General features: G+C 71.0%; 15 protein-coding genes. 4 read left to right on the plus strand and 11 right to left on the minus strand.

What is annotated here, in order from left to right:
• Window positions 1-10: 10 nt before the first annotated feature.
• The 7 genes from OWR29_RS12630 to acnA form a co-directional block, all read right to left on the minus strand.
• On the minus strand, window positions 11-853 hold the full coding sequence (locus tag OWR29_RS12630) for an ABC transporter permease (protein ID WP_267562884.1): 843 nt from the start codon (window positions 851-853) through the stop codon (window positions 11-13).
• Window positions 850-1,746 (minus strand): ABC transporter ATP-binding protein, encoded by an 897-nt coding sequence (locus OWR29_RS12635; protein ID WP_267562885.1) that lies wholly within the window; start codon window positions 1,744-1,746, stop codon window positions 850-852. The genes OWR29_RS12630 and OWR29_RS12635 overlap by 4 nt, the downstream gene beginning before the upstream one ends.
• Window positions 1,743-2,798: a hypothetical protein gene (locus OWR29_RS12640; RefSeq protein WP_267562886.1), complete on the minus strand. Its 1,056-nt coding sequence runs from the start codon at window positions 2,796-2,798 to the stop codon at window positions 1,743-1,745. The genes OWR29_RS12635 and OWR29_RS12640 overlap by 4 nt, the downstream gene beginning before the upstream one ends.
• On the minus strand, window positions 2,795-3,322 hold the full coding sequence (locus OWR29_RS12645) for a sigma-70 family RNA polymerase sigma factor (RefSeq protein ID WP_267562887.1): 528 nt from the start codon (window positions 3,320-3,322) through the stop codon (window positions 2,795-2,797). Before OWR29_RS12645 ends, OWR29_RS12640 begins: the two co-directional genes overlap by 4 nt.
• A 170-nt stretch (window positions 3,323-3,492) precedes the next feature.
• Complete coding sequence (locus OWR29_RS12650) at window positions 3,493-4,347, minus strand: serine hydrolase (protein ID WP_267562888.1); 855 nt, start codon at window positions 4,345-4,347, stop codon at window positions 3,493-3,495.
• Window positions 4,344-4,751, minus strand: a complete 408-nt coding sequence (gene coaD, locus OWR29_RS12655; protein WP_267562889.1) for a pantetheine-phosphate adenylyltransferase — start codon at window positions 4,749-4,751, stop codon at window positions 4,344-4,346. Before coaD ends, OWR29_RS12650 begins: the two co-directional genes overlap by 4 nt.
• Before the next feature lie 192 nt (window positions 4,752-4,943).
• Window positions 4,944-7,730, minus strand: coding sequence for an aconitate hydratase AcnA (acnA, locus tag OWR29_RS12660; protein ID WP_324291240.1), 2,787 nt, complete (start codon window positions 7,728-7,730; stop codon window positions 4,944-4,946).
• A 176-nt stretch (window positions 7,731-7,906) separates the two neighbouring features.
• Here acnA and OWR29_RS12665 point away from each other — a divergent pair, with 176 nt between their 5' ends.
• From OWR29_RS12665 to OWR29_RS12675, 3 genes are all read left to right on the plus strand, one after another.
• Window positions 7,907-8,296, plus strand: a complete 390-nt coding sequence (locus OWR29_RS12665; RefSeq protein WP_267562890.1) for a DUF6841 family protein — start codon at window positions 7,907-7,909, stop codon at window positions 8,294-8,296.
• A gap of 31 nt (window positions 8,297-8,327) precedes the next feature.
• Entirely contained in the window at window positions 8,328-11,168 is a 2,841-nt protein-coding gene (gene pulA / locus OWR29_RS12670; protein WP_267562891.1) for a pullulanase-type alpha-1,6-glucosidase, read from the plus strand.
• Between the two features lie 98 nt (window positions 11,169-11,266).
• Window positions 11,267-12,019, plus strand: a complete 753-nt coding sequence (locus tag OWR29_RS12675; protein ID WP_267563262.1) for a class I SAM-dependent methyltransferase — start codon at window positions 11,267-11,269, stop codon at window positions 12,017-12,019.
• On the opposite strand, the gene OWR29_RS12680 is transcribed toward OWR29_RS12675, so the two are convergent.
• Window positions 12,016-13,245 carry an RNA polymerase sigma factor gene (locus tag OWR29_RS12680; protein WP_267562892.1) on the minus strand — a complete coding sequence of 410 codons (1,230 nt, stop codon included), beginning with the start codon at window positions 13,243-13,245 and terminating at the stop codon, window positions 12,016-12,018. The genes OWR29_RS12675 and OWR29_RS12680 overlap by 4 nt on opposite strands.
• Window positions 13,242-13,661 (minus strand): YciI family protein, encoded by a 420-nt coding sequence (locus OWR29_RS12685; protein ID WP_267562893.1) that lies wholly within the window; start codon window positions 13,659-13,661, stop codon window positions 13,242-13,244. The genes OWR29_RS12680 and OWR29_RS12685 overlap by 4 nt, the downstream gene beginning before the upstream one ends.
• Window positions 13,662-13,817: 156 nt before the next feature.
• Here OWR29_RS12685 and OWR29_RS12690 point away from each other — a divergent pair, with 156 nt between their 5' ends.
• Complete coding sequence (locus OWR29_RS12690; protein ID WP_267562894.1) at window positions 13,818-14,285, plus strand: hypothetical protein; 468 nt, start codon at window positions 13,818-13,820, stop codon at window positions 14,283-14,285.
• On the opposite strand, the gene OWR29_RS12695 is transcribed toward OWR29_RS12690, so the two are convergent.
• Both OWR29_RS12695 and OWR29_RS12700 read right to left on the minus strand, forming a co-directional pair.
• On the minus strand, window positions 14,282-15,751 hold the full coding sequence (locus OWR29_RS12695; RefSeq protein WP_267562895.1) for an aminopeptidase P family protein: 1,470 nt from the start codon (window positions 15,749-15,751) through the stop codon (window positions 14,282-14,284). The two genes, OWR29_RS12690 and OWR29_RS12695, sit on opposite strands and share 4 nt — an antisense overlap.
• A gap of 51 nt (window positions 15,752-15,802) precedes the next feature.
• Entirely contained in the window at window positions 15,803-16,456 is a 654-nt protein-coding gene (locus OWR29_RS12700; protein ID WP_267562896.1) for a superoxide dismutase family protein, read from the minus strand.
• Window positions 16,457-16,468 lie beyond the last annotated feature (12 nt).

The following is a 16,468-nucleotide window of genomic DNA, read 5'->3' on the forward strand; positions in this document are numbered from 1 at the left end:
ACCGTGGTCACTACTGGTCGCGGCGCTGGAAGGCCAGCCCGGCCAGGGCGAGCACGAGGGCGACCCAGAGGAGCGCCCAGAGCAGGTACACGACGGTCAGCGGGGCCGAGCTGAGGAACGGATGGCCCTCGAACGCCTCGCTGAACTGCGACAACAGGGACGGGTCCTGGAACGCGCGCATCGCGCCGCGCCACAAACCGTCAGTGGGCAGCAGCATCTGCGAGACGGTGCCGATGCGCTCGACGCTCTCGTTGCCCAGCGCCTTGCCGAGGCCGCCGACCACACCGGCGATCCAGGTGGCGCCGAACAGGCCGACCGCCACCACGCCCGAGGCCATCGGCGAGATCACCGTGGACAGCAGCAGCCCCAGGGTCAGCAGTGTGACGGCCTGGGCCGCCAGCAGGGCGAGTCCGGTCACCGGATCGGGTGGCCAGTAGCCGGTCGTAATCTTCACGATGACGAGCTGGGCCGCGCCGGCCACGGCCACGAAACCGGCGCCGAAGCCGACCAGGCCGAGCCACTTGCCCAGCAGCACCTGCACCCGGCGTACGGGCCGGGCCAGCACGGCCAGCGCGATGCCCGACTCCGACTCGCCGGCCACGGTCGGTCCGGCCAGGAAAGCCGTGCCGAGCGCGGCGATCAGGCTGAGGCCGAACATCACCAGGTTGAGCACGAGGGCGGCCGCCAGCTTCGACTCGCCGCTGGTCAGACCGCCGTACTCGGCGTTGATCCGCGAAAAGCCCCAGGCACTGAGCGAGAGCAAAAGAATTGTCAGTACGGCCAACGAGCGCAGCACCCGTCGGCGAGCAGCCTCGCGCAGCGTCAGACCGGCCACGGTGAGCACGATCCTCATGAGTCCTCCCCGCCGCGGATGATGTCGAGCAGGCGCTCCTCGAGGGTGATCCGCCCGGGTTCCACGGCGTGCACCCGGACGCCGAGTTTCACCAGCTCCGCCACCAGGTCGGGCACCTCGTCCAGGTCGCCGATCGGCACCACGAACATGTCGCCCTCACGTCGGTGCTCACCCAGCCGGGCCTCGGCCTCGGGCGTCACCCCGTCCAACCGGAGCCGCAGCTCCCGTTGCCCCAGCAGCTCGGCCAGGGTGCCCGAGGTGGCGACCCGGCCGCGGTCGAGGATGACCACCCGGTCGCAGACCCGCTCCACCTCGCCGATCAGGTGCGAGTTGAGCAGCACGGCGACCTCCCGCTCCCGCAGACTCAGAAGCAGGTCCCGCACGTCGGCCCGGCCGATCGGGTCGAGTGCGCTGGTCGGCTCGTCGAGAACCACCAGCCGGGGCCGGGCGACCAGCGCGACCGCCAGGCCGAGGCGTTGCTGCATGCCCTTCGAGAAACCGCCTACCCGGTCGCCGGCCCGATCGGCCAGCCCGACCAGGCCGAGACATTCGTGCTGCTCGGCCTCGGGCACGGCCGTGCTCGCCAGCCGCGTGTGCAGCCGCAGCACCTCGGCCGCGGTCAGCCAGGGCTGGTAGCGGAACAGCTCGGGCAGATAGCCGACCTGAGCCCGCGACTGCGGATCGGTGCCGGGGCGGCCGAGCAGCATGACCTCGCCCGCGTCCGGGCGGACGAGACCGAGCAGCATCTTGATGACCGTCGTCTTGCCGGCGCCGTTCGGGCCGAGCAGGCCGACCACCTCGCCCCGGCCGACCGTGAACGTCACGCCGTCCACGGCCTGCCGCCGCCCGTACCGTTTGCGCAGGCCCGACGCCCACACCGCGGGGGAGCTCACCGCAACCCCCGGGCCACCGTCAGCACCTCGTCCGCGCTGAGCGAACCGGCCACCGCGGTGACCACGCCGTCGCGCACCCAGAGGACCGCGCTCAGCACCCCGTCGCTCGAGGTGAGCAGGGTGGCCGGGGCGCCGCCGACGTCGACCGGTTTGCTGGTCATCTCCTCCGGCATCACATGCAGCGGCAAGGTCGTGCCGTCGGCGGTGAAGGTGCGCAACTGCTTGGCGACGTCGGCGGGCAGCCCCGACAGCGACAGCAGATAGTCGCGGGCTGTCGCGAAGGGCACGCCCGTCGAGTACGCGGTGGGAGCGACCGCCCGGGCCACGATCAGCGACGGCACGTCCTGCTTGCTCGACCACACGGCGGCGGCGCCCGGGCCGGCGGTCAGCCGGAAGCTGCTGCCGTCGAGACCGGTCGGCATCGGTGGCGGGGTCTCGCCCTGTTTCTTCGCGAAGGCAGTGACTTTGGCCGCCCGGAACGTGAAGCTCGCGCTGATCCGCTGGCCGGCCTGATACGACGGGTCGCCGGTCACGCCACGAGGGAGTGCGGCGACCCCGGGCAGATCGAGGCCGCTCTCTTTCTCGGCGGCGGCCGCGTTCCCCACGGGGTGGATTTTCGGGCGCGAGGTGATCTCGACGTCGCCCCACGAGGAGAGGTCGGGCATCGCCATCAGGTCGGCCTGATGCACGGTGACGGGGGCGATGCGTTCGGTCTTGAAGATCTGGAACCAGTCGCCCGCGGCGGCGGCGCCCGCTCCGGCGAGGAGGACGGCCGCGGCGGCGCCGGCGATGATCGGGCTCCGCCAAGGGCGAGGCGATTTTCGGGGCGATTTGCCGGGTTTTGCGGAGGCAAGCCGGTGCCAGGCGGCGTCGACGTCCGGGTCGGCGTCGATGTGCAGGGCGCCGGCGGCGAAGGCGGCGTCGCTCCGGGCGGTGGCCAGTCCTTCGGCGCAGACCGGGCAGGTCGCGACGTGCTCACGGTCGGTGTCGGCCACGCCGAGCGGCTCGTCCACGAGCCGGCGCAGCACGCCGTCGTCCGGGTGGCGCTTCATGCGGTCAACTCCTTGCGCAGGGCGAGTTCGGCGCGCCGCACGGTCGTGCCGACGCTGCCGGGGGAGAGGTCGAGGGCGGCGGCCACCTCGGCGTAGCTGAGGCCGCTGTGCCGCAGAACGAGGGCGACCGCCTGTTTGCGGGGCAGCCGCGCGAGGGCCGCCCGCACCCGGCGGCGCTCCTCCGAGGCCACCACCGCGTCGGCGACATCCGGCACCACCGCGTCGTGCGGCCGTGCGGCCTGCTCACGGCCGGCGCGCCGTTTTCCCGTACGAATGTGATTGAGCGCGGTGTGGGCGGCCGCCACGGATAGCCAGGGCAGCGCCTCACCCGCCGGCACGTCGGAGCGGCCGAAGGTCAGGAACACCTCCTGCGCGACGTCCTCCGCCTCGTCGCGCGACCCCAGCACGCGGGCCGCCACCGCCACCACGCGCGGGTAGGCGGCCCGGAACACCTGCTCCAGGTCGCCCCGGGCTTTTGACAGGGTCACGCTGTCCTTCCCGCCGTAGGCCAGTGCTAAGTCCATGCCAGGTAAGCACCGCCGGCCCCGCGGATGTGACAGCCCGCTCAGAACACGACGTTCACCAGCACCGTCAGCACGACCGAGGCCACCACCGACAGCAGAATCATGCCGAGGCAGCCCAGCGGCCCACCCAGAAACCGGACTTCCGTGTTCCCGATACGCATGGCCCCGGCTTACCCGTTCCGCCCGCCCCGAAGCCTGCCGACCAGCTCGCGCGCGACCAGCCCGATTCCGGCGTCGATCCGGGCCGGATCGGCGGCCGCACCCGGCGGCCGGCGCGTGAAGACGGCCACGGCGAACTGCCCGCCGTCCGGGTAGGTGACCACGCCGGCCTCATTGCGCACGAGCCCCATCAGCCCGCCGCTCTTGGCCGCCACCCGCACCTCCGCCCCGAATCCGGAAGCGATGCGGTTCCGGGTCAGCTGGTTGCCCATCGCCTCACGCACTGGTGCGCCGGCCGGATCCCACCACACCGCGCGCAACAGTTCCACCGTGTCGCGGGCAGTGGTGCGCGAGCCGCGCCGCGGGTCGAGCGCCGCCGTCCCCGCCAGCGTCTCGCTGAGCCCCGGTGGCGCCGGTTCGAGCCGGGCCATCGCCGCGTAGTCCGCGAACCCGGCCTCGGCGGCCATGCGGTCCAGCGTCGTTCGCAGGTCACTGTCGATGTGCGTACGCGCGAGGCCTAGCCCGCCGGTGAGGGCGTTCACCCGGTCGATCCCGACCAGCCCGAGCAGTTCATCGGTCGCCACGTTGTCGCTGATCGTCAGCATCAGGGTCAGGAGGTCGCGCACGGACATCCACACTTCATCCCGCATCAGCGCGATGCCCGTAGGTCCCGGCGTACGCCCCTCCGAGCGCAGAACGACCCGCCGCGTCCCCTCGATGTCGCGCGCAACGGCCAAAGCAACCTGAATCTTCATGACCGACGCCGGAGTCACCAACTCGTCCGCCGCGAACCCGGCCCCCGCACCCTCGGGCAATGGCGCCGCCCAAGCTGTGGCCGTCACGCCCAGCTCGTCGAGCAACGTCATGCCGGAAACGCCCGCGCGGCAGTCGACGAGACCGTGGCCAGCGCCGGCCGGGTGGGGATGAGCAGGGTAGGGATGCCGAGCGACTGATTCATGGCCGCCAGCTCCTGCTCGTGGCGGACGTCGCCCGGGTTGCGCACGCCCCGGACGATGACGTCCACGTTGTGCCGATGACAGAAGTCGGCGGTCAGCCCCCGCCACGCGCTGACGGAGACGTTCCCCCAGCCGGCGGGCAGGGCGGCGCGCACAGCCGCGGCCCGAGCCTCACCCTCACGCGCCGGATTCTTGGCCGCGTTCACAGCCACCAGCACGACCAGGTCATCAAACAGATGACGGGCCCGCTCCACGACATCAAGGTGGCCGGCCGTCAGCGGATCAAAGGTGCCGGGAAACACGGCGCGCGACATGCCTTGAGCGTAGGGCGTCGCCTCGGCCGGTCGTGCGCCACGGCCGTGAGGGGACGCTCAGATCGCAGCGCCAGCCGCCGAAGGCGGTGATCACGTCGATGCTTTTGTCTTGCCCCAGATGGCGTACGGGACAGGAAAGCAAAACCCCCGCCCTTCGAAAGCGAAAGACGGGGGTTTCGAAAACGCGAACGGTCAGCTGTTCAGCATCTTGCGGAGGACGTACTGCAGGATGCCGCCGTGGCGGTAGTAGTCCGCCTCGCCGGGGGTGTCGATGCGGACGTCGGCGTCGAATTCGACTCCGGTGTCGGTGCGGACCTTGACCGTGGAGGGGGTGTCGCCGTCGTTGAGGGCGGTCACTCCGGTGATGGTGAAGGTTTCGGCGCCGGTCAGGCCGAGCGATTCGGCGTTGGTCTTCGGCGGGAACTGCAGGGGCAGCACGCCCATGCCGATCAGGTTGGAGCGGTGGATGCGCTCGTAGCTTTCGGCGATGACGGCGCGGACGCCCAGCAGCATGGTGCCCTTGGCCGCCCAGTCGCGGGACGAGCCGGAGCCGTACTCCTTGCCGGCCAGGATGACCAGCGGGACGCCGGCTTCCTGGTAGGCCACCGACGCGTCGTAGATCGTGGTCTGGTCGCCGGTGAGGTGGTTGACCGTGAAGCCACCCTCGACGCCCGGCACCAGCTGGTTACGGAGCCGGATGTTGGCGAACGTGCCGCGGATCATGACCTCGTGGTTGCCGCGGCGGGAGCCGTACGAGTTGAACTCGTGCCGGGGCACGCCGTGCTCGGCCAGGTACTTGCCGGCGGGCGAGTCGGGCTTGATCGACGACGCCGGTGAGATGTGGTCGGTGGTCACCGAGTCGCCCAGCTTCGCCAGCACGCGCGCGCCCGAGATGTCCGACACCGGCTGCGGCGACGGCTGCATGCCCTCGAAGTATGGGGGCTTCCGCACGTACGTCGATTCGTCGGCCCACTCGAACGTCTTGCCCTCGGGGGTGGGCAGCGACTGCCACTGCTCGTCGCCCGCGAAGACGTCGGAGTACGCCGTGCTGAAGCCCTCGGCGCCGATCGCCGACGCGATGACGTCGTCGATCTCTTTCGCGCTGGGCCAGATGTCGTTGAGGTAGACCGGCTGGCCGTCGGAGCCCGTGCCCAGCGGCTCGGTGGTGATGTCGATGTCCATGGAGCCGGCCAGCGCGTACGCCACGACCAGGGGCGGGGACGCCAGGTAGTTCATCTTGACGTCGGGGTTGATCCGGCCCTCGAAGTTGCGGTTGCCGCTCAGCACGCTGACCGCGGTCAGGTCGGCCTCGTTCACGGCGGCTGAGACCTCTTCGGGCAGCGGGCCCGAGTTGCCGATGCAGGTGGTGCAGCCGTAGCCGACCAGGTTGAACCCGATCTTGTCGAGGTAGGGCGTGAGGCCGGCCCGCTCGTAGTAGTCGGAGACGACCTTGGAGCCGGGCGCCAGCGTGGTCTTGACCCACGGCTTGCGGGTCAGGCCGCGCTCGACGGCGTTCTTGGCCAGCAGCGCCGCACCGATCATGACCTGCGGGTTCGAGGTGTTGGTGCACGAGGTGATGGCGGCGATGCCGACGAAGCCGTGGTCGAGTTCGTACTCGACGCCGTCCTCGCCGACCACGCGGGTCGGCTTGGAGGGACGCCCGGTGGCGCCGGCGGCCGCGCTGAACACGTGCGGCTTGTCGGCCTCGGAGTCCGAGTGGTTGGCCGGCGGGTCGCTGGCCGGGAACGACTCCTCGGAGGCCTCGTCGGCCGGGCCTTGGTCGGACACGTAGTTGGTGAGCGCGTCGCGGAACATCGACTTGGCCGCGTTCAGGGGCACCCTGTCCTGCGGGCGCTTGGGGCCGGCCAGCGAGGGCACGATCGTCGACAGGTCGAGCTCGAGCTTCTCGGAGTAGTCGGGCTCCGCCTGCGGGTCGAGCCAGAGGCCCTGCCGCTTCGCGTACGCCTCGACCAGCGCCACCTGCTCCTCGGAGCGCCCGGTCAGCTTGAGGTACTTGATGGTCTCGTCGTCGATCGGGAAGATCGCCACGGTCGAGCCGTACTCGGGCGACATGTTGCCGATGGTGGCCCGGTTGGCCAGCGGCACGGCGCTCACGCCGGGGCCGTAGAACTCGACGAACTTGCTGACCACGCCGTGCTCTCGGAGCATCTCGGTGATCGTCAGCACGAGGTCGGTGGCGGTGGTGCCGGCCGGCATCTCGCCGCTCAGCTTGAAGCCGACGACCCGCGGGATCAGCATGCTGACCGGCTGGCCCAGCATGGCCGCCTCGGCCTCGATGCCGCCGACGCCCCAGCCCAGCACGCCCAGGCCGTTGACCATCGTGGTGTGCGAGTCGGTGCCCACAACCGTGTCGGGGTAGGCCTGACCGTTCCGCTCCATGATCGTACGGGCCAGGTATTCGATGTTGACCTGGTGCACGATGCCGGTGCCGGGCGGCACGACCTTGAACTCGTTGAACGCGGTCTGGCCCCAGCGCAGGAACTGGTAGCGCTCGCGGTTGCGCTGGTACTCGAGCTCGACGTTGCGGGCGAACGCGTCCTCGCGGCCGAACAGGTCGGCGATGACCGAGTGGTCGATGACCAGCTCGGCCGGGGCGAGGGGGTTGACCTTGGTCGGGTCGCCGCCCAGGTCCTTCACGGCCTCACGCATGGTGGCCAGGTCGACCACGCAGGGGACGCCGGTGAAGTCCTGCATCAGCACCCGGGCCGGGGTGAACTGGATCTCGACGCTGGGGTCGGCCGTCTGGTCCCAGCCACCCAGCGCGCGGATGTGGTCGGCCGTGATGTTGGCGCCGTCCTCCGTCCGCAGCAGGTTCTCCAGCAGGATCTTCAAGGAGTAGGGCAGGCGGTCGTGCCCCTCGACCTTGTCGATCGTGAAAATCTCGTAGCTCGCGTCACCGACGCGCAGCTCGCTCTTCGCACCAAAGGTGTCGAGGCTGGCCACCGTCATCTCCTTCACACCCAGCGACTGTCGTTCAAGTCTTTCGCACCGAAAGGGCGGCCTTCGGGTTAGGCATACCTAACTCTCGGTTCACGTTCGTTCGTAAACCGTACGTCCGTCTTGTAAGCCCGCGCAAGGCGGGGTCGCCCTCTCTCACGTTTACCCCGGTCTGCGCCCGGGCACATCTTTCAACCGTGAAGGCGCCCACCGATCTGGTCCGGCTGACCGAGTTCTTCGACCGCTACGGAACCGCACTGACCAGCGGAGACGTGGCGGCCATCGCGAATTGCTACGCGCTGCCGGGCATGGTGGTCTCCGATGCCTACAGCTTCACCTTCGCCACGCCGGCCGCCGTCGCGCTGTCGTTCCTGGGCGCCGCCCCGAGCTACGACGAGCGTCAGATCGTGGCCGCGCACGCGCAGATGCTCGACGTGCAGCGACTGTCGCCGGCGCTGAGCCTCGTCGCTGTCGAGTGGGAATATCTCGATTCGCGGGGAAATGCCGTACCCGGGGAGCGTTACAGCTATCTGCTCCGGGTTGGCGCCGATGGGCCAAGAATCACCACGGTCATTGCCACTGACTGAAACTGTCGGGCCCTGGTGCGAGTATGGCCAGGTGATCAGCTCTCCCGACGTCGCGGTGATCCATTACCAGCGGCCCCACGGCGACTACGCCGGCTGGGGTCTGCACGCCTGGGAAGGCGCCATCGCCAAGCCCGACTGGCACCGGCCGCTCGCCCCGTCGGGGTTCGACGATTTCGGGGCCGTGTTCACGGTTCCGGTCCGCGACGACGCCATCGGCCTGCGCTTCGTGCTCCATCGCGGCGACGAGAAAGACCTCCCCGACGACCAGCGGCTCGATCTCACCGCGGCCCGTGAGGTGTGGCTCCGTGCGGGCGAAGCGGTCCCGGTCCGTCCCGATCTCGGCTCGCTCGGTCCCGAGGTCGACCGGGCCCGGGCGTACGCGGTGTTCGTCGACCGCACGACCATCGCGCTGCCCGGCTGGCTGGCCGATCGCGCCGTCACGTTCTCGCTGCTGGGTGACGCTGCCGTTCCGCTCACCGCGCGTCCGGGCGGGCTCTTCCAAGCCCAGAGCCGCCGGTTCCCCCACCTGCGGGCCTACCGTGCTTTTTCCGTACGCGAGATGGGTGACGCCCCGCTCGGTGAACTGCTGCGCGGGCCGGTGCTGGTCGAGGGGCGCGACGCGGAGGGCCAGGTCACCGCGCTGACCGGCGTCCAGATCCCGGGCGTGCTCGACGATGTGTACGCCGATGCCGCCGACGCCGAACTCGGCCTGATCCTGGGCGACGAGCGTCCCCGCCTGGCGGTGTGGGCCCCCACCGCCCGCGCGGTCGAGCTCGAGCTGTTCAAGAGCCCGGCCGACGAGCCGCGGCTGGTCCCCATGGAACGCGACGCGCTCACCGGCGTCTGGACGGCCGCGCTCAAGCCGAAGTGGCTGGGCCGCTACTACCGCTACCGGGTCGAGGTGTGGCACCCGTCGGCCCAGCGCGTGATCACCACCAGCGTCACCGACCCGTACTCGCTGGCCCTGGCCACCGACTCCACCCACAGCCTGCTGGTCGACCTGGCCGATCCCGCGCTCAAGCCGTTCGGGTGGGAATCGCTGGCCAAGCCGCCCGCCGTCGCCCCGGCCCGCATGCAGATCGGCGAGGTGTCGATCCGCGACTTCTCGATCTTCGACCACTCGCTGCCGCCGGTCGAGCGGGGCACGTACGCGGCCTTCACCCGGCCCGATTCGGCGTCGATGAGCCACCTGCGGTCCCTGGCCGAGGCCGGGCTGACCCACCTGCACCTGCTGCCCGCCTTCGACTTCGGCAGCGTGCCCGACCGCCGGTTCGACCAGGCCACCCCCGCCTGCGACCTGGCCGCCCTGCCGCCCGATTCACCCGAGCAGCAGGCCGCCGTCATGGCCGTCGCCGAGTCGGACGGCTTCAACTGGGGTTACGACCCGTGGCACTACACGGCGCCCGAGGGCAGCTTCGCCGTCGACCCGGCCGGCCCGGCCCGCGTGCTCGAGTTCCGCCGCATGGTGGCCGCGCTCAACGCGGCCGGGCTGCGCGTGGTGCTCGACGTCGTCTACAACCACACGATGGGCGACGGGCTCGACCGGTTCAGCGTGCTCGACCGGCTCGTGCCCGGCTACTACCACCGGCTGCTGGCCGACGGCTCGACCGCCGAGTCGACCTGCTGCCCCAACACCGCGCCCGAGCACATGATGATGAGCCGCGTGGTGGTCGACTCGGTGGTCACCTGGGCCCGCGAATACAAGATCGACGGGTTCCGCTTCGACCTCATGGGCCACCACCCGCGGGCCAACATCCTCGAGGTGCGGGTCAACCTCGACCACCTCGACGACGGCAAAGACATCGTTCTGTACGGCGAGGGCTGGAACTTCGGCGAGGTCGCCAACGACGCCCGGTTCGCCCAGGCCACCCAGGTCAACATGGCCGGCACCGGCATCGGCACGTTCAACGACCGCCTGCGGGACGCGGCCCGCGGCGGCGGCTCGTTCGGCGACCCCCGCGTGCCCGGCTTCGCCACCGGGCTGGGCTCGGCGACCCCGCCGCACGTGCACGACCAGATCAAGGTGGGCTTGGCCGGCGGCCTGGCGACCTACCGCTTCACCACGCACACCGGAGCCGAGCTGAGCGGCGCCCAGATCGACTACAACGGCTCGCCCAGCGGCTACGCGATGTCCCCGGGCGAGGTGATCAACTACGTCGACGCCCACGACAACGAGATCCTGTACGACGCGATGGCGTTCAAGCTGCCGCAGTCGACCGGCCCGGTCGACCGCGCGCGCATGCAGGTGCTCGCGCTGGCGCTGGTGGTGCTCGGCCAGGGCGCCGGCTTCGTCGCGCTGGGCAGCGAGCGGCTGCGTTCCAAGTCGCTCGACCGCAACAGCCACAACTCCGGCGACTGGTTCAACCAGATCCGGTGGGACCCGGCCCTGGGCAACGGCTTCGGCCTCGGCCTGCCGCCCGCGAAAGAGAACGAGGGCGTGTGGCCGCTGGCCGCCCCGCTGCTCGCCGATCCCGCGCTGGTGCCGCCGCCCGACGTGATCGAGATGACCGCCGAGCGCTACCGCGAACTGCTGCGCATCCGGCGCTCGTCCCCGGTGTTCGGCCTGCCCACGGCGGACGAGGTGCAGCGCCGGGTGACGTTCCCGCTCGGCGGCCCGGCCGAGACGCCCGGCGTGATCGTCATGTGCCTGGACGGCACCGGCCTCGACCCGCGCTGGAGCCAGACCGTGGTCGTCCTCAACGCGACCGAGGAGTCCACGGTCCAGTTCGTGCCGGGCGTCTCCGAGGGCCTGCGCCTGCACCCCGACCTGGTGGAATCGGCCGATCCGCTGCTGCGGACGGCCAAGGCCGCCGCGGGCAACCTGACCGTCCCGGCCCGCTCGGTCGCCGTGTTCGTGGCCGAGGCTGCCTGAGGTTCAGCTGTGAGTCCCCTCCCGGATGGGTTTATGGGGTCGCGCGGAACCGCCCGCTGGGAAAAGATGGGCGGGGGAGGGGTGTGCTGTTGCGCGAGGTGAACTACGACGATCGGCAACATCTGGTCTACGCGCGGGCTCGCGCGTTGACCCCCGACAGGCTGACCGAGTGGCTGCACGTGTTCGCCCGGCACGCTCCGGAAAGGCGGCCGCTGGCGGTGCTCGACCTGGGCTCCGGCACGGGCCGTTTCACGCCCGCGCTGGCCGCCGAGTTCGGCGGCCCGGTCTGGGGCGTCGAGCCCTCCGACCACATGCGAGCGGTGGCCGAACAGCACGGCGACCACCCCGGCGTGACGTACCTGGCCGGCTCGGCCACCGAGATCCCGCTGCCCGACGACAGCTGCGACCTGGTGCTGCTCTTCCTGGTTCTGCACCACGTCCGCGACCACCACGCGGCGGCGGCCGAGGTCGCCCGCGTGCTGCGCCCCGGCGGCCGGGTGCTGATCCGCAGCCTGTTCCCCGACCGCATGCCCGAACTGCCCTGGTACAGCTACTTCCCGGGCGCCCGCCTGATCGACGAGCAGGTCTTCCCGCGGCTCGATCCGCTGCTGGTCACGTTCGCCGGCGCCGGCCTGCGGTTCGTGACGGTGGAACGCGTGCAGGAACGCATCGCCGACAGCCTCGCCGACTATGAGAACAGGCTGAAGCTGCGCGGATCGTCCACGTTCGAACGGCTCACCGAGCTCGAGATCATCGAGGGCTTCGACGCGATCGAGGCGGCGGTGCGGGCCGAGCGGCAACCCCGGCAGGTCGAGGAAGAGAGCGACCTGCTCGTCCTCGAAAAGGGCTAACTCAGGGCGGCTGCTTTCCGCAACAGCACCGCCCGCTCGCGAACGTTGCCGCACAGCCGGGCCGCCAGCTCGAGCTCGGCGCGGGCCTCGCCGGTCCGGCCCAGCCGGGTCAGCAGCTCGCCCCGCACGCTGGGCAGCAGGTACGAGCCGGGCAGTCGATCCGTCGCCACCATCTCGTCGACCAGCAACAGGCCCGCGGCCGGCCCTTCCGCCATCGCCACCGCCACGGCTCGGTTGAGCGCGACGATCGGGGACGGCGCGACCCGGCCCAGGGCCTCGTAGAGCAGCACGATGCGGTCCCAGTCGGTGGCGGCGACCGACGGGGCGGCGGCATGGCAGGCGGCGATCGCGGCCTGCAACCCGTACGGGCCGAGCCCGCGACCCGCCGCCGAAGCCTGACCCAGCGCGGCCAGCCCCCGGCGGATCGCCGACCGGTCCCAGCGCCGGCGGTCCTGGTCCTCGAGCAGGATCGCCGACCCGTCGGCAGCGGTGCGGGCCGGGAAACGCGAGGCGGTCAGCTCGCACAGGGCGATCAGCCCGAACACCTCCGGCTCGCCGGGCAGCAGGGCGGCCAGCGTCCGGGTCAGGCGCACCGCCTCGTACGCCAAGTCCGTTCGTAGCAGGCTGTCACCGGCCGTCGCCGTCGAGCCCTCGGTGAAGATCACGTAGAGGACGCTCAGCACGCCGCCCAGGCGTTCCTTGCGGTCGGCCTGGTCCGGCACCTCGAACGGGACCTGAGCGGCCGCGATGGTCTTCTTGGCCCGGGTGATGCGGGCCTGGACGGTGGGCACGGGGACCAGGAACGCCCGGGCGATCTCGTCGGTGGACAGACCGCCGACCGTACGCAGGGTGAGCGCGACCCGGGCCTCGGGCGACAGGACCGGATGGCAGGCGACGAACATCAGCGCCAGCACGTCGTCGTCGATCCGGTCCGGGTCCCACAGATGCCCGTCGCCGCCGTCCGAGTCGGCCTGGGCGAGCAGGGCGTACTTCTCGTCCCGGGCGGCCCGGCGGCGGAACATGTCGATGGCCCGCCGCCGAGCCGTGTTGAGGAGCCAGCCGACCGGGTTGTCCGGTTCGCCGTCGCGGGGCCAGGCGACGATCGCCTCGGCGACCGCCTCCTGGGCCACGTCCTCGGCCAGGTCGAGGTCACCGCCGGTGAACCGGGTCAGCGCGCCGACGATGCGGGCCGACTCGATCCGCCAGACGGCCTCGAGCGAGGTCACAGCTGGCCGGTCTGCTCACGCCAGACGCGCTCGCGCTGGACCCACTCGTTGTCCTGCGGGAACTCGTCGATGCCGGGGACGCGGCGGATCTCCGACTTGGAGCCGGGGATGGCGGGCATGCGCTTGGCCCACTCGATCGCCTCCTCCTTCGACTTCACGTCGAGGATGTAGAAGCCGCCGAACAGCTCCTTGGTCTCGCCGTACGGGCCGTCGGTGACCACCGGCGTCTCGCCGCTGTAGTCGACGACCACGCCGTCCGACGGGTCCTCGAGACCCTCGGCCGCGACCAGCACGCCCGCCTTGATCAGCTCGTCGTTGAAGCGGCCGACCTGCTCGAGCATCTGGTCCATCGACGCGTTCATCATCGTGGCCAGGCTCTCGTCGGTGTTCCGCATGATCAGCATGTACTTCGCCATGGTGCCGTTCTCCTCGGTGTCCGGTCCGGTCGCGAGTCGACCTTCTCACCCTCAGGTCGAACGGGCATGCCACCGATCGACACCGCCCGCGACAAATTTCCGGGGTGCTTCGTTGCGCTAGATTGCGACACGGTTTTCGGACGAGGGGAGACGGTTGTGCGGCAGCGATGGGTCTGGGGTGGGATCGCCCTGGTGGCGCTGGTCGGCGGGTGCACCTCCGGTTCGGACGACGAGCCGGCCACGCCGAAGTCGCCGCCGGCCTGGACCGAACCGGCGGCGTACTCCTATGTGCTGGCCCGGGGCTGCGACGCGGCCAAGCCCGTCGGCCGCTACCAGGTGGACGTCAAGTCGGGCGCGGTCGCCGACTCCAAGCGCCTGGACACCACCTCGGTCGAGCCGTCGGCCGGATCCGAGGAGGACCTGGGCCCGGCCACCGGCGACACCGGCGAGGAGATCGAGGCCTTCACGCTGAACGAACTGCTCGAGATGGCGCAGAACGCGACCGACGACGGCGGCGCGGTGACCAAGGCCTTCGACAACACCGACGGCCACCCGGTGAAGGTGACCATCGATGTCGGCTCCGGCCCGGAGTGCTGGAACGTCAGCGACTACAAGACGGCTTAGCCGGGCAGGCGCGGGCCGGCCTCGCGCTGGGCGGCCATCCACGTCTCGACGTCGGCCGACGAGCGGGGCAGGCCGGCCGACAGGTTCGTGCAGCCGTCGGCCGTGACCAGCACGTCGTCCTCGATGCGGACGCCCATGCCCTGCAGCTCGGCCGGCACCAGGTCGTCCTCGGGCTGGAAGTAGAGGCCGGGCTCGACCGTCAGCACGTAGCCCTCCTGCAGGGGGCCGTCGCGGTAGGCCTCGTTGCGGGCGTTGTTGCAGTCGTGCACGTCGATGCCGAGCATGTGGCCGAAACCGTGCAGCGTCCAGCGGCGGTAGACGGTGCTCTTCTCGTCCATCGCCTCGTCGACGCTCACCGGCAGCAGGCCCAGGTCGCTCAGGCCCTCGGCCAGCACCCGCATGCAGACCTGGTGGATGTCCTTGAACAGCACGCCGGGCCGGATCGCGTCCATGCCGGCCTGCTGCGAGGCGTGCACGATGTCGTACACCTGGCGCTGCAGCGGCGTGAAGCGGCCGTTGACCGGCACCGTGCGGGTCACGTCGGCGGTGTAGAAGTTGTCGCCCTCGACGCCCATGTCCATGAGCAGCAGCTCGCCCGGCGTGGTGACGCCGGTGTTGCGCACCCAGTGCAGGATCGTCGCGTGCGCGCCGGCGCCGACGATCGAGCCGTAGCCGACGTCGTTGCCGTCGTGCCGGGCGCGCAGGCCGAAGACGCCCTCGAGCAGGCGCTCCTTGACCCCGCGGTCGGCCGGCAGCACCCGGGCGACGTCCTCGAAGCCGCGCACGGTGGCGTCGATGGCCGCCTGGAGCTGGGCGATCTCCCACTCGTCCTTGATCAGCTTGAGCTCGCTGAGCACCCAGGCCAGCTCGCGGTCGCGGGGCTTCTCGCGGTCGGGCTCGTAGGCCAGCACCGTACGGTCGACGTTCGGGTCGAGGCCGCGCAGCACCCGCGTACGCCCGGGAGCGGAACCGGCCAGGGCCGCGCCCAGCTCGCCCAGCGAGGCCGTCTCGACGCCGAGCTCGGTCGACTTCTCGGCCAGCGTGTGCGTGCGGCCCACCCACAGCTCGCCGTTGCGGCTGCGGAAGAACGCGTCGGTGTCCTTGGAGTTGCGCTGGTGGGTGTAGAGCACGGCGTCGTGGCCGGAGCCGCTGGGCCGCAGCACGAGCACGCTGTCGGGGTCGCGGTCGCCGGTCAGGTAGACGAAGTCGCTGCCCGGGCGGAACGGGTAGTCGGTGTCGTTGGCCCGCACCTTCTCGTTGCCGGACGGGATGATCAGGGTCTCGCCCGGGAAGGCCTCGGAGAGCGCGTTGCGCCGCTTGGCGTAGTTGGGCACCTCGGGCAGCGGGCTGACGGCCAGCGGATCCTCTCGCCAGCCGGACCGCATGAACTGCAGGAAGGCCTCGGGGAAGGCGGGGTCGTGGGATTCCGTCTTGGCCGCGGGTTGCGCGGCCTTCTGCTCGGCCATGGTGGCGCCTCCGATCGTCGCTGACCCGACGTTACCGCCTTCCCCGAGCCCTCAGCGCTGGGGCAGGGTGAGACAGGCGACCCGCGGACCGGCCGTGCCGGCGACACCGGCGGCAATCTTGGTCTGCTCGGCGTGCAGGATCAGCGAGCGGGCCGCCTGGCCGGCCGGGAAGATCCAGGACTGCGTGGCCGCCGCGGTGGCCGTGCCGTAGCCGTCGACGGTGAAGTCGAGCCACACCTCGTTGCGCGGGTTCGCGTACGACGGGTCGACCGACGGGGTCTTCGGGTCCTTCTGGTGCTGGTAGTGCGGGCCGGCCTGGTCGGGGAGGGCGGTGCAGGGCTCGGTGTGCAGGTGGGCCCCGTACGTGCGGCGCGGAATCAGTCCCTCCACCGCCAGCCGCACCTCGGTGCCCTTGGCGGCGTGCGCGACCGCGACCGTGGCCGTCGCACCGGGCGGAACCGCCTTCGGCTCGTACGTGATCGCCGTCGAGCCCGGCTTGAACGGCAGGAACGTGCCGCTGGCGACCAGGTCCGGAGCCCACGCCGACGACGAGGACGGGGCCGGGCTGGGCGAGCCCTGGTAGAGCGTCCAGGACGAGGCCGAGGTGAGCATCGAGGCCCGATCCGTCGGCCCGACCTGCACCGAGTTCGTGCAACCGGTGATCATGAACAGCGGAACGGTGAGGGCGAGTACGCGTTTGATCATCGTACGACCCTC

This window comes from Paractinoplanes pyxinae (genome assembly GCF_026626335.1).
Classification (GTDB): Bacteria; Actinomycetota; Actinomycetes; order Mycobacteriales; family Micromonosporaceae; genus Actinoplanes; species Actinoplanes pyxinae.

Bases quoted from the DNA above. Each gene is read 5' to 3' on its own strand.
- OWR29_RS12650 (WP_267562888.1), bottom strand. From the start codon at position 4,347: ATGACGTTGCTCGACGAGCTGGGCGTGACGGCCACAGCTTGGGCGGCG.
- OWR29_RS12645 (WP_267562887.1), bottom strand. From the start codon at position 3,322: ATGGACTTAGCACTGGCCTACGGCGGGAAGGACAGCGTGACCCTGTCA.
- OWR29_RS12685 (WP_267562893.1), bottom strand. From the start codon at position 13,661: ATGGCGAAGTACATGCTGATCATGCGGAACACCGACGAGAGCCTGGCC.
- OWR29_RS12640 (WP_267562886.1), bottom strand. From the start codon at position 2,798: ATGAAGCGCCACCCGGACGACGGCGTGCTGCGCCGGCTCGTGGACGAG.
- OWR29_RS12695 (WP_267562895.1), bottom strand. From the start codon at position 15,751: ATGGCCGAGCAGAAGGCCGCGCAACCCGCGGCCAAGACGGAATCCCAC.
- coaD (WP_267562889.1), bottom strand. From the start codon at position 4,751: ATGTCGCGCGCCGTGTTTCCCGGCACCTTTGATCCGCTGACGGCCGGC.
- OWR29_RS12630 (WP_267562884.1), bottom strand. From the start codon at position 853: ATGAGGATCGTGCTCACCGTGGCCGGTCTGACGCTGCGCGAGGCTGCT.
- OWR29_RS12700 (WP_267562896.1), bottom strand. From the start codon at position 16,456: ATGATCAAACGCGTACTCGCCCTCACCGTTCCGCTGTTCATGATCACC.